Genomic DNA, 12,831 nt, shown 5'->3' with positions numbered 1-12,831 from the left:
ATTTTAGAATTTTAAATGCCTTTACTCAATGAAAATAGCCATAGTTTGTTATCCTACTTTTGGAGGAAGTGGAGTTGTTGCCACTGAATTAGGAATTGCCCTTTCTAAACGAGGGCACGAAATTCATTTTGTTACTTATAAACAACCCGTTCGACTAGAGTATTTGACGCATAATATACATTACCACGAAGTAATTGTTCCTGAATACCCATTGTTTCACTACCAACCTTACGAATTAGCATTATCTAGCAAATTAGTAACTGTAATTAAGAAACACAAAGTAGATGTTCTTCATGTACACTATGCTATTCCCCATGCTTATGCTGGTTACATGGCTCAGCAGATGCTCAAGGAAGAAAATATTAGTATTCCAATGATGACCACGTTGCATGGCACAGATATTACTTTGGTAGGGAGTCATAATTTTTATAAGCCCGCTGTTAATTTCAGTATTAATAAAAGTGATGCGGTTACTTCAGTTTCCCATAGTTTAAAAAAGGACACTTTAGCTATTTTTTCTATTGAAAATAGAATAGAGGTTGTTCCTAACTTTATAGATTTCTCAAATATTAAAGATGGTTTTGATAATTGTAAACGTCATTTGATGGCTGCACCTGACGAACGCATTTTAATTCATATTAGTAATCTAAGACCAGTTAAGCGTATTCAGGATGTGATTAAAGTTTTTCATGGTGTTCAGAAAAAAATTAAATCGAAACTTATAATAATAGGAGATGGTCCAGACCGAGAAATGGCTTCTAAGGTTGCCTACGAATTAGGAATTAGAGATAAAATTATCTTTTTGGGTAAAAGTAATGAAATTGAACGTATTCTTTGTTTTTCTGATTTGTTTCTATTGCCTTCTGAAAAAGAAAGCTTTGGTTTAGCAGCTTTAGAAGCCATGGCTTATAAAGTTCCAGTGATATCTTCAAATACAGGGGGGCTTTCTGAAGTTAATGAAGATGGAGTTTCTGGTTTTTTATGTGATGTTGGCGATACCAAAAAAATGATAGAAAAAGCTATTTTTATTCTTGAAGATGACCACCGGCTTGAGGAGTTTAAGCATTCTGCTAAGCAAACTGCTCTAAAGTTTGATATCAATCAAGTCTTGCCAATGTATGAACGTTTATATGAGAAGATATGCTGTTTGTAAAGCATACAAACAGCATAAGTAAAAATTTATGGCAAATAAAAACGCTAACTTTCTTGCTTGATAGAAATAGTTTCTGACCTAAATTTATTTTTACCAAAATCAAGCGTTCTGATTGGAAACGGAATGTTTATATCATTTTCATTGAAAGCTCTCTTAATTTCTAGTATGGCTTTATGTTGTCCAGCCAAAACATCTTTATTATCTCTTACATTTGCCCAAAAACGAACTTTAAAATCGATAGAACTATCTCCAAATCCAACATAATAAAACTCTATTCCCTCTCCTTTTTTTTGTTTGAAGTGCTTTTTAATAGTATCTTCTGTAATCTTCTGAACGCGGTCTAAATCACTTTCATAACCTACTCCACAATCAACTATTATTCTACCTCTATTAGTATTAGAATAATTTTTAAAGGATTGGTTAACTAAATTTGCATTTGGGATAATTAGCATATTTTGATCAGGCGTTTGAAGAACAACATTTCTCAAATTGATGTCAATTACTCTTCCTGCATGATTATCGGTTTCAATCCAATCACCAATTTGAATTCTAGGCTGAAAACTGAGTGCCACACCAGAAAAAGTGTTGTTTAAGGTTCCCTGAAGTGCTAAACCAACAGCTAAACCTACAACACCAGCGGCACCTAATACTGAAGTAAGAATAGTATTTAAGTTTAATATACCTAATGCAACAAAAAAACCTACCATAATGATTGTTACCTTAGTAACTTTGATCATTATGAGTTGAACAGATTTTGAAGCTTTTCCTTTTTCTACTATTTTCCCAACTAGATTTCCAATGTACTTTGCTGAAAAAATAAATAAAATGAAGACAAGTATAGCCAAAATAAAGTTGGGCAGATTAAGAATTGCTGTATCTACCCAACCTGAAACTTTATCAATTAATTCTGTTCTAACTTCATCAGCACGGTCTAAAGGGCTGGTTGAAATTTCACTTTGATAAATTATGCCCAACATTAGCTAAGTTTTTTCAACCAAACCTCTAACATCCAACTCGATTTCTCTAATTCTCTAATATAAGCACCAACTAAATCTATCGTACCTTCATCTCCTCCTTTATCGGCTGTGCTTACCACTTTTCTCATTTGACTAATAATTTTTCCGTGATCTTCTAATAAAGTCTCTACCATTTGATAATCTTGAAGATTAGCATTAGACTCTTCTAAATTAGTTAACTTTAAGTATTCAGAAAAATTACTAACAGGGTTCATTCTTAAAGTAAGAATACGCTCTGCGATTTCATCAATTTTAATTTTAGCATCATCATACATCTCTTCAAATTTCTCATGAAGATCAAAGAAGTTTTTTCCTTCTACATTCCAATGAAAATTACGTAGCTTTTGATAGTACAAATGATAGTCGGCTAATAATATATCGAGTTGTTTTACAGTTTCTTTTGTCTTAGTTTCATCTAAATTCAAATACATAATTTTTTTTGTTTTAAGTTCGTACAAATATAATAAAATAGATTTATCTTATTGTTAAATATTAATTAATAGATTTATCTTATTTAAGTTTTTGAGCAAGAGCAAGAGACATATCGCTACTTGTTCCATAACCATCTACTAAAACTCCTTTTTTTCCTTCTTCCGTTTCAATTACATAAATAATGGAATTATCAGAAGGATTAGTTGCTCCTTCAAAACGGTAATGCGAAAGTACATTAATTTGGTCTGTTGTATAGGAAGTCTTTGCTTTATAATTTACAATTAAATCGTCTTTAACGTCAAAATCTTCTGTGAAACCTTCAGATTTCAGTGCATTGATTTTTTCTGATAATGTGCTAATACTGCTCATAATAATGTTTTTTACTAAGTTACTAAAAACAATTCCTATTAAAGTAGCTATTAAACTTAGTTTAACGCTCATCTTCATTCCTTTGGTTTAACCCGAAGAGACCAATAGGAAAAGCTAATATAACGAGAAGAAACAGGCCGGTAACAATGCCGTATATAGTAATTGCTGCGGCTATGATATAAAACCAAGCTGACTTTGAAATTTTCATTTTATAAATAATTAAAAAACCCCCGCTTAGCGAGGGTAGTTATTATCCTAAGTATTTTTTTAGCATCTTGTTTTTAGATTGATGTCTCAATCTTCTTATTCCTTTTTCTCTAATTTGCCTAACTCGTTCTCTGCTTAAATCAAAAGTATCTCCAATTTCTTGTAGAGTCATAGCAGGTTGATTTCCAATGCCATAATTTAAGCGAATAACATCGGCTTCTCGTTGAGACAAAGTGTCTAATGCTCTATTTATTTCTATGCTTAGTGAGTCAAGCATCAATTTGTCATCTGGATTAGGAGACTCACCAGAACTTAGAACATCGTATAGATTTGAGTCGTTTTCGCCTTCTTTAAAAGGGGCATCCATAGATAAATGTCTTCCAGAGTTTTTAAGAGCAACTTTAACCTGAGATTCACTCATGTCTAGTTCTTTGGCAATTTCACTTGCTGAGGGAGGACGTTCATTAACTTGTTCAAGATGCGAGTACATCTTATTAATTTTATTAATAACCCCAATTTTATTTAAGGGTAATCTTACTACTCTAGATTGTTCGGCTAAGGCTTGAAGAATGGATTGTCTAATCCACCAAACTGCATAAGAAATGAATTTAAACCCTCTGGTTTCATCAAATCTTTTTGCTGCTTTAACCAAGCCAACATTTCCTTCGTTTATTAAATCGGGTAATTTTAAACCTTGATTTTGATATTGCTTTGCTACGGATACAACAAATCTTAGATTAGCATTAGTTAGTTTTTCTAAGGCAACTTGATCTCCTTCTCTTATTCGCTGAGCTAATTCTACTTCTTCCTCTGCCGTAATCAAGTCAACTTTACTAATATCTTGCAGGTATTTATCTAATGATTTAGACTCTCTATTGGTTACCTGCTTAGTAATCTTTAATTGTCTCATTTAATACTTTTATGAAATTAATATTACAAAAAAACTATAATACATATAAAAAGTAGATATTCCAAATTTATTTTACAAAAAACAATAAATTAACTTAGTTTTTAGAAAAACAAATTGATTAAAAATATTAAATTCCAAAGAAAAACTCTTAACCAATTGTAATCAACAAGCTTTTTGCTTGACTTCAAAGGTGTTTGATTGGCTTTTATCTTATTATGCAAGGGAACATAAATCAGAAAAGTGCTTACCCAAGTTAATATTACCAATATCAAATTAATTAATGCTATAGTTGTAGCTTCGTTATAAACAAAATATATGCTTAAACTAAGTTGTGTTGCCATTAAAGGTAAAACAACACTTGTTATTCTTGGAGTATAGGACTTATGCCATTTTAGGAGTTCATCTTTTTTGAAGTAACTAAATGCTGGATAAATACAAAGCTGAACCAACCAAATTAAAACGACTAAGCCAAAGTCCACAATATTTTTGATGAGGTCTAATTCCATAAATTTACTTTAGTTGGTTAATTTCCAACGGTAATCTTTATGGACTTTATGCAAGATTATTCCAAAGGGAATCCACCAAATAAAGTCATTCGTGATTAAGGTGTAAAAGAATTCAAATGGCACTTTTTCTTCGAGGTAATTGATAACAAAACCAACAGGGCCAAATATTTTTCCAAGGAAGCCCACCATAACTATGGGCCAATGTCGTAAAGGGTTATAGGAAGCCCACCAATAACCAAGACCGTAAACGCCTATAACCATTCCCATACCTTGCCAAATAAGCAATTGATTAGGGGTTTCCATTCCTACTAATGTGAAAAAATGAGCGGGAAATAATACTACCCAAGCACCCCAAAGTAAATTGTAAAGAGCAGCTAATTGTAAAGTTAATTTCAAATTATATTTTTTTCAAAAGTAAGAATTTTGGAGATAAATAGTAGTGTATGAAATAAAAATTTGAAACGAAAGGATAATAAAAAATGGCAAGCTACCCACATCACACCGCTACGACCATTTACCCTTGCTGCGTTCCCGCCCTGGGGGATTCAACAGGAGCTGGTTGTGTGGGACTTGCCGCTGCAAATATACAATCTTTGTCTAGTGTAGCAAGTTTTTTTCCATATAAAATGACTAAATTTGTTAATTGATAAATTAACGTATTTATGAATTTATATAAGTTTTTAATTACCATTGTTTTACTCATTTTTACTTCTTCATGTAGTCAGGATGAAAAAAAATATTTCCATATAAAAAAATCAAATTTGAACGAAGAATTAACTTCAAATGATACTTTGGAAATTGAATTTTCATCTAATCGATTCAACAAAATTGACGAAATTAAATGTACATTTCAAGATTTGGATTACACGTTTAAAGAATCATTAGTAAAAATTCCACTTTCGGATATAAAACTTGGGAAATGGACTTTAAACGTTCAAATTAGTGCTGAAGACCATACTGAGAAACAGAGTAAAGAAGTTCAAATTTTAAATCATCAAAGACCCATTATTTATTCTTACGAAATTATAGATGAGTTTCCACACGATAGTAAAGCCTATACTCAAGGATTAGAATTTTATGGTGATACGCTCTACGAAAGTACTGGCCAATATGGTCAATCTTCATTAAGAAAGCTACACTTAGAAAGTGGGGAAGTGCTTCAGCAAATTAATTTGTCTAAGCAATATTTTGGTGAAGGCTTGACCATATTAAATAACCAAATCTTTCAGCTTACTTGGCGGGAAGGTGTTGGATTTATATATGATTTACAGTCTTTTGAAAGAATTGACGAATTTGAATACACAACGGGTAATGAAGGTTGGGGGCTTTGCAATGATGGAGAACTTATTTACAAAAGCGATGGTTCAGAAAAAATTTGGATAATAAATCCTACTTCACTCTCCGTTGTATCTCATATACAGCCTACCACTCATAAGGGAAAGTCCTCGCGTTTAAACGAATTGGAGTGGGTAGATGGTAAGATTTACGCTAATACTTATCAAAAAGAGGGTGTAGCAATTATCAATCCTACTAATGGAGCTGTTGAGGGAATTATTGACTTAAGAGGACTAAAAGATCAAGTCAAACAACACAAAAAATTAGACGTGCTTAATGGCATTGCTTACCATAAAAACGCACAGCGTCTTTTTGTAACGGGAAAAAATTGGAATAAACTTTTTGAAATAAAAATAATTAAGAAATAAATCTTAAGCGATTACGTTAAAGAATCATGAAAAAGTTAACATATTTATTTTACCTTATTGTTAGCATTTTAGTCCTGCTTTCAATTTCTTGTCGTGAAGACTTTGACAGTGTTCCTAACTCTGGCCAGCTTAGCTTTTCTCAAGATACCGTTTATTTAGACACCGTATTTAGCAACACCTCATCTAGTACCTACCAGTTTAAAGTTTACAATAAAAGTAGCAACACAATTAATATTCCTAAAATTGAATTAGGAAAAGGACAAGAGTCGTTTTTTAGATTAAATGTAGATGGTTTACCCGGAAAAAGCTTTGATGACATTCAGATTTTACCCAAGGATAGTATTTTTGTTTTTGTTGAAGTAACTGCAGATATAGATGCCCTCACTGCCGATGAGACGCAATTCATATATGAAGACGAGGTTTTGTTTGATACCGATATAAACCAGCAAAAAGTAGATTTAGTCGCTATGATACAAGATGCAGTTTTTTTGTTTCCGCAGCGATTTGAAGATGGAAGTAAGGAAAGCTTACTTTTAGGCTTGGATGAGAACGATGAAGAAATAAGAATTGAAGGTTTCTTCTTAGATCAAGAAAATCTTCATTTTACTAATGAAAAACCCTATGTTATTTATGGTTTTGCAGGTGTTCCTCCAGGTGAGACCTTGAAAATTGATCCAGGTGCACGTCTTCATTTTCATGCCAATAGTGGACTCATTGTAGCTAATAATGCTAGTTTAAAAGCAGAAGGCGAATTAAGCGCAGACCAAAATCTTTTAGAGAAGGAGATTGTTTTTCAAGGAGACCGATTAGAGCCTGGTTTTGAGAATGTTCCTGGGCAATGGGCAGCTGTATGGTTAACCGCAGGAAGTACTAATCATATTTTTAATCATGTTACTATTAAAAATTCTACAGTAGGTATTTTAATGGATTCTAATGATGGAGGAGAGGAACCTACCTTAAGTATCAAAAACACCCAAATATATAATGCTGCTACAGTTGGTCTTTTAGCTAGAACAGGAAATGTGGAGGCAGAAAATTTGGTAGTTAATAATTGTGGACAGGCTTCAGTTAACTTGTCATACGGAGGAAAATATAACTTTAGACATTGTACAATAGCTAATTATTGGAGTAATTCATTTAGGCAATTTCCTGCTTTATTAATTGAAAATAGTATTCAAACTCCAGATGGTGTTTTGGTTGAAGATTTAGTTGAAGCTAGTTTTTCTAATTGCATCATCTATGGTTCTGAAAATATTGAGTTGATTTTAAATAGGGCAGAAGGAGCAGCGTTTAATTATAGTTTTAAAAACTCGCTTTTAAGATTTAATGACATTAATAATACTTATGCAGATAATCCACTTTACGACTTTGAAGACAATAACCTATTTGAGTCGATGATTTTAAATGAAACACCACTTTTTTTTAATCCTAGTGCTAATAGCTTAAAAATAGAGTTAGATTCAGGGGCTTCAATGATAGGAGATGATGATATTTCAAACTTGGTACCCTTAGACCTTTTAGGTAACCTTAGAATTAATCCTTCTGATGCTGGTGCATACAATGCTTCAGCTCAACCAGAAGATTAACGACTAGTTTAAATTTGGATTTTCTGGAGCATTAGACCAAATAAGGTATTCCCCACCTAGTTTTTTTATTTCTGATTTCCAATAATTGGCATCAGGAGAAGAAATTACTTCTTTTACATTAAAATCTGTATTAATGACCCAAGTATCTTTTTCTAGTTCATCCTCAAGTTGTTGGGCGTCCCAACCTGAATAACCCAAGAAGAATTTGATGTCTGCTTCGTTGATCTCTTCTTCATTAATGAGCGTGATTATTTTTTCAAAAGAACCGCCCCAAAAAATCCCTTCTTCAATTCTAATGCTATTGGGTATTAATTCAGGTACTTTATGAATAAAGTAAAGGTTATCCTGTTCTACAGGACCTCCATTAAAAATTTTGAAGTTTACTTTGATTTCTGGTACAAGTTCATTTAGCGTTACACTAAGAAGTTTATTGAGAATAAATCCAACTGAACCTGTTTTAGAATGATGTGATAAAAGAATTACAGACCGATTGAAAGATAAATCTCCAATTATTGAAGGTTCCGCAATTAATAATACACCCTGTTTAGGTACGTTTACTTTCATGTCCATTTTTTATTAAAAATAATAAAATATATAACACTGCAAAAATATTAGATAAAAAAAAGACCCAAAGGGTCTTTCATTAAACTAAGAAATAAAAAAAGGTTTAGTTTACTGCTTTTTGTAAATCTGAACCTGCTTTAAATTTCACTACGTTTTTAGCTGCAATTTTGATAGTTTTACCAGTTTGTGGGTTTCTACCTTCTCTAGCTGATCTTCTTGAAACTGACCAAGAACCAAATCCTACTAAAGATACGCGCTCTTCTTTCTTTAAAGAACCTTCTACATTTGATAAAAACGATTCAAGGGCTTTTTTAGCAGCAGCTTTTGAGATGCCAGCATCTTCAGCCATAGCATCAATTAAGTTTGTTTTGTTCATAACTTAAAATTATTAGGGTTAAACTATTTAATTTACAGCAAATTTATACGGAATTCCATACTATGCAAGGCTTTGAGACAGAATTAGCGTCAATTGTTAATAACTTAGCCTAATTGTTAATAACTTTAGTTGACTTTTCTTTAATTAATATATCTTTTGCTCACCTTAGAGAAATAGGGTAGTTTCCATAAATTGGTACCCATTGAGTAGCTCTTTAACTTTCATTTTCTTTTTCCCTTCTAACTTTAATTCTTTTGGAATAATAAACCCATCTAGACAGGCAATCTTGATTGTCTTATTTTCAAGGATTATTTTTCCAGGTGGAAAGCGGTGTTTTTCTTTTATGAATTCTGATGCGTAAAACTTGCATACAAGTTGTTTCTTTTCTTCTTTTAAATAAGACCAAGCAAGTGGAAAAGGAGATAAGCCTCTTATTTGATTATAAATAGCTTCACCATTTTGATGCCAATTTATCTTTGTATTTTCCTTAGTTAATTTTGGTGCCTCCTTAAATTCATTTTCGCAACTTTGAGGTGTCGTTTTTACATTACTCCCTTTTTGTTCTATTTTTTGTAAGGTCTCTACCACCGCTTTTCCTCCTAAATTCATAAGTTTTAGATAAATTTCGCCTGTAGATTCAGACGGACTTATTTCAAGTGATTTAGATAAGATGATTTCTCCTGTATCAATTTTTTCATCTAAGAAAAAGGTGGTTACCCCTGTTTGTTTTTCATTATTAATTACAGCCCAATGAATTGGTGCTGCTCCTCTATAATTCGGTAATAAAGAAGCATGTAAATTAAAAGTGCCAAATTTAGGAAAGCTCCAAACTTTCTTAGGTAACATTCTAAAAGCAACCACTACTAATAAATTAGGGTTCATTGCTTCTAAATCAATTTTAAATTGGTCTGACTTTAAATTGGTGGGTTGGTAAACATTTAGATTTTGTTCTAAAGCAAATTCCTTTACTGCAGAGGCTTTTAGTTTTCTTCCTCTACCCGCAGGTTTGTCTGTAGCGGTAACTACTCCAACAACTTCGTAGTTATGTGCTAAGATATCTTTAAGTATAGACACAGCAAAATCTGGTGTGCCCATAAAACAAATCCTTAATTTATTCATCTTAATTTATAGGTTTTAGTTCTTGATATTTCAATTTTGTTTTGGTCAAGTAGTCTTCTTAATCCATCAATTAATTGGTCTTTGGTTAATTGTGTAGATCTTTCTAAGCTTTTTAAATCTAAGCTCTCTTTTTCTAGAACATTTACAATTTTAACGCAAACTTGTTTTTGAGTTAACGTACTTAATTGTTGTGAAGATAAACATACGCTGCACATGCCACAATCAGTTTTGACTTTTTCTCCAAAATAATTAGTGATTTGAACATTTCTACATTGATTTGTGTTTTTCAGGAAACCAATTACCGCCTTAGCTTGTTTTAATTTTCCTTTTTTGTAAGCCTTAATTTCTCTTGAAAGCGGATTAATAGTTCGTTCATTTTCTTTAGGAACTAAAAAGGAAAGACTCAGGTCTTGATTTTTTATCTTAGCTTCGATGATTTTTTGATTCGCAAGTTCATTTAGTAAGAAGCTTACTTTCTTTTTACTTAAATTACTTCGGTGAGCTATTAACTCCAAATCAACCTGGACTGAATAGTCAAAAACACCGCTGTAGATGCGAAGAATAGTTGGAATTAGTTCAAAATAGCGTTGGTTGTCTTCAACAAATTGAATAATTTTTCCACTAGAAACTAAAATTTTAATTGCTGTCTTTTTTTGAAAATTCTTTTGTAGCATTAACACACTTAGTCGGTCTAACAGCTCTAGTGTATTGTAGGCTAGGTTAGTGTGGAAGCCATATTTTTTACAAAAATCGTAAAAATTGAAATCGAATACATTTCCTGGACCTTCGCCATAAGCTATGCCAAAATAATCATTTATTTTTCGGTAAATTTCTTTTACTTGATTAACTTCTGGAAGTACGTCAATAAATTGCCTTTTCATTTGTATAATGTCACTTTCATTGTAAACAGTCAAGGCTTCCGAATATAGCCCGTCACGTCCACATCTACCTATTTCTTGAGCAAAGCTCTCTAAACTTTCTGGAAGATGGAAGTGAACTACTTTTCTTACGTTTGGCTTGTCAATTCCCATTCCAAAGGCGTTGGTGGCTACAACAACTTTGGTCTTCTCGTTTAACCAATTAGCTAATACTTCTTTTCTGTTTTGTGAAGGCATTCCGCCATGGTAAGCCTCACTTATAATAGCATGCGAGCTTAAAAACTGAGCTAAGTCTTTGGTTGATTTTCGGTTTCTAACATAAACGATGCCTGCTCCATTAAAATTTTCAAGAAAAGTTAGTAGTTCTTTCCGTTTATCTGATGTTTCTGAAACTTTAATCGCTATATTTTTCCTAGCTACACTTACTTTAATTACTTGTGGACTTCTAAGTTCTAACAATTCAATAATTTCCTTTTGAACAAGTGGTGTAGCTGTAGCAGTTAGCGCAATACAATTTACAGGTGATGTAAATAAATCTCTAATTTCCGAAATTTTTTTAAATGCCGGTCTAAAATCATGCCCCCATTGTGATACGCAGTGGGCTTCATCAATAGCTAAGAGGCTTACGTTCATTTGTTTAATTCGCTCTCTCACTAACTCCTGTTGAAGCCGCTCAGGCGATAAGTATAGGAATTTCACTTGACCATAAGTACAATTATCTAAAATAATCTCTACTTCTCTATTGCTCATCCCACCTTGAAGTACTTCTGCTTTAATGTTTTTAGTTTTTAATACATTAGCTTGGTCTTGCATAAGTGCAATTAACGGACTTACAACTATGCAAACTCCTTTTAAACAGAGAGCTGGAACTTGAAAACAAAGTGATTTTCCTCCGCCAGTTGGAATAAAGGCACACACATCCCGACCTTTTAAGACGGAGTCTATAACAAGGTCTTGCGGGTGCCTAAAGTCTTCATAACCCCAATATTTTTTTACTACTTCTTTTGGAGACATTAATTATGTTGTGTGATAAATTTTATGCGTTCATTGATACTTGTTTTAGGAACTTCAATAATGCTATACCCTAAGCCTGTGTAAGTCTTAAGAAGTTGTTGGTCAATTTTTTTGGCTTGTTCAAGATCTTCATAACGCTCGTTGTCTTGTTGATAAATATGCTCCCAAATAGGAAAATAAAATACTTGATCGTAAATGTGTTTTTGGTTGGCTATAGTAAATTCTTTAGGGTATGATTCATTAAAAAAATCCATATATGCTGTAATATCTGGAATACCTCTATCAATGTAACAGGTTTTATTAAGTGATTTTGCTTTTTGATGTTGAAAAATCCTGCCTTCTAAAAGCTTCTGACTAAACAGTAAAGGCTTCTTTAAAAAAAGTTGGTCAATGCCTTCTTTTTGTGCTTGAAGAGTAACCTCTCTAGAGATTTCATCAAAACAAGGGTAACCTCTTTTTTTTAATTCCTCAAGTGTTGAGGATTTACCCGTGCCAGGTCCACCAATTAACAAATTTAATCGACTTTCATTCATTCTTCTGTTGATTGTTTTCAATTCCTTAATTTCATTTATATTTGCCTAAAAAAAGAATGCATAAAGACCCTGATGAATTTTACGCCAGCTTACGTCAAAAACTCAAAGTTACTTCAGATTGGCCTGCGCCTTACCTTTTTAAGTTTATTCTTCCTTCTGAAGCTTCAAAGATAAAAAAGCTAGTTGAATTATTTGACAACTTAGGAGCGGTAATCAAAACAAAAGAATCTTCTAAAGGAAAATATACCAGCATTTCTATTCATGTAAAGCTTAAAAACCCTGATGAAGTCATTCAAAAATACAAAGATGTAGGAGAAAATATAGCGGGTGTAGTTTCTCTATAACTTTTTCTTTTTCTAGTACTTTAGAACTTAAGGAGCTTATTTTTTTTAATTAAACTTTAATCAAACATAAATTCCTCATTTTAGGTAAGAATGCATATTATTAAAAGATTTTTTTATATTT

General features: G+C 32.4%; 15 protein-coding genes and 1 other RNA gene. 4 read left to right on the top strand and 12 right to left on the bottom strand.

The genetic code is table 11. The features are described 5' to 3' along the window. The first annotated feature begins 28 nt into the window (after positions 1 to 28). On the top strand, positions 29 to 1,153 hold the full coding sequence (gene bshA / locus G7034_RS10685) for an N-acetyl-alpha-D-glucosaminyl L-malate synthase BshA (protein ID WP_166400947.1): 1,125 nt from the start codon (positions 29 to 31) through the stop codon (positions 1,151 to 1,153). A gap of 44 nt (positions 1,154 to 1,197) precedes the next feature. Here bshA and G7034_RS10680 read toward each other — a convergent pair whose 3' ends face one another. From G7034_RS10680 to ffs, 7 genes are all read right to left on the bottom strand, one after another. Then, on the bottom strand, positions 1,198 to 2,130 hold the full coding sequence (locus tag G7034_RS10680; protein ID WP_166400946.1) for a mechanosensitive ion channel family protein: 933 nt from the start codon (positions 2,128 to 2,130) through the stop codon (positions 1,198 to 1,200). Then, positions 2,130 to 2,603, bottom strand: a complete 474-nt coding sequence (locus G7034_RS10675; protein WP_166400982.1) for a Dps family protein — start codon at positions 2,601 to 2,603, stop codon at positions 2,130 to 2,132. Before G7034_RS10675 ends, G7034_RS10680 begins: the two co-directional genes overlap by 1 nt. A 76-nt stretch (positions 2,604 to 2,679) precedes the next feature. Beyond that, entirely contained in the window at positions 2,680 to 3,042 is a 363-nt protein-coding gene (locus G7034_RS10670) for a phosphoribosylpyrophosphate synthetase (protein ID WP_166400945.1), read from the bottom strand. Positions 3,043 to 3,220: 178 nt separating this feature from the next. Further along, positions 3,221 to 4,087, bottom strand: a complete 867-nt coding sequence (locus G7034_RS10665; RefSeq protein WP_166400944.1) for a sigma-70 family RNA polymerase sigma factor — start codon at positions 4,085 to 4,087, stop codon at positions 3,221 to 3,223. Between the two features lie 101 nt (positions 4,088 to 4,188). Next, a complete protein-coding gene (locus tag G7034_RS10660; protein WP_166400943.1) occupies positions 4,189 to 4,593 on the bottom strand; it encodes a hypothetical protein in 405 nt (134 codons plus the stop codon). A 9-nt stretch (positions 4,594 to 4,602) separates the two neighbouring features. Further along, positions 4,603 to 4,989 carry an alkyl hydroperoxide reductase gene (locus tag G7034_RS10655; protein ID WP_166400942.1) on the bottom strand — a complete coding sequence of 129 codons (387 nt, stop codon included), beginning with the start codon at positions 4,987 to 4,989 and terminating at the stop codon, positions 4,603 to 4,605. 81 nt (positions 4,990 to 5,070) lie between these two features. Continuing rightward, an RNA gene (ffs, locus tag G7034_RS10650) (signal recognition particle sRNA small type) lies at positions 5,071 to 5,169 on the bottom strand. 86 nt (positions 5,170 to 5,255) lie between these two features. On the opposite strand from ffs, the gene G7034_RS10645 reads away from it, so the two are divergent. Next, complete coding sequence (locus G7034_RS10645; RefSeq protein ID WP_166400941.1) at positions 5,256 to 6,296, top strand: glutaminyl-peptide cyclotransferase; 1,041 nt, start codon at positions 5,256 to 5,258, stop codon at positions 6,294 to 6,296. 26 nt (positions 6,297 to 6,322) lie between these two features. Then, a complete protein-coding gene (locus G7034_RS10640) occupies positions 6,323 to 7,882 on the top strand; it encodes a right-handed parallel beta-helix repeat-containing protein (RefSeq protein ID WP_166400940.1) in 1,560 nt (519 codons plus the stop codon). A 3-nt stretch (positions 7,883 to 7,885) separates the two neighbouring features. Here G7034_RS10640 and G7034_RS10635 read toward each other — a convergent pair whose 3' ends face one another. The 5 genes from G7034_RS10635 to G7034_RS10615 all read right to left on the bottom strand — a co-directional run bounded on the left by G7034_RS10635 (position 7,886) and on the right by G7034_RS10615 (position 12,366). Next, complete coding sequence (locus G7034_RS10635; protein WP_166400939.1) at positions 7,886 to 8,446, bottom strand: YqgE/AlgH family protein; 561 nt, start codon at positions 8,444 to 8,446, stop codon at positions 7,886 to 7,888. Positions 8,447 to 8,549: 103 nt separating this feature from the next. Beyond that, positions 8,550 to 8,822: an HU family DNA-binding protein gene (locus G7034_RS10630; RefSeq protein ID WP_166400938.1), complete on the bottom strand. Its 273-nt coding sequence runs from the start codon at positions 8,820 to 8,822 to the stop codon at positions 8,550 to 8,552. 165 nt (positions 8,823 to 8,987) lie between these two features. Continuing rightward, complete coding sequence (gene fmt, locus G7034_RS10625) at positions 8,988 to 9,941, bottom strand: methionyl-tRNA formyltransferase (protein ID WP_166400937.1); 954 nt, start codon at positions 9,939 to 9,941, stop codon at positions 8,988 to 8,990. Beyond that, the gene (locus G7034_RS10620; protein ID WP_166400936.1) at positions 9,938 to 11,833 is read right to left on the bottom strand and encodes a RecQ family ATP-dependent DNA helicase; all 1,896 of its coding nucleotides are present in this window, start codon (positions 11,831 to 11,833) and stop codon (positions 9,938 to 9,940) included. Before G7034_RS10620 ends, fmt begins: the two co-directional genes overlap by 4 nt. Then, the gene (locus G7034_RS10615; protein ID WP_166400981.1) at positions 11,833 to 12,366 is read right to left on the bottom strand and encodes an AAA family ATPase; all 534 of its coding nucleotides are present in this window, start codon (positions 12,364 to 12,366) and stop codon (positions 11,833 to 11,835) included. The genes G7034_RS10620 and G7034_RS10615 overlap by 1 nt, the downstream gene beginning before the upstream one ends. Positions 12,367 to 12,422: 56 nt before the next feature. Between G7034_RS10615 and G7034_RS10610 the strand changes: the two genes are divergently transcribed. Further along, positions 12,423 to 12,710, top strand: a complete 288-nt coding sequence (locus G7034_RS10610) for a DUF493 family protein (RefSeq protein WP_166400935.1) — start codon at positions 12,423 to 12,425, stop codon at positions 12,708 to 12,710. The last annotated feature ends 121 nt before the right edge of the window (positions 12,711 to 12,831 follow it).

The organism is Psychroflexus maritimus (genome assembly GCF_011089875.1).
Classification (GTDB): Bacteria; Bacteroidota; Bacteroidia; order Flavobacteriales; family Flavobacteriaceae; genus Psychroflexus; species Psychroflexus maritimus.
Note: the sequence above shows the minus strand (reverse complement) of the source record. Positions and strands in the feature narration are given on the sequence as shown.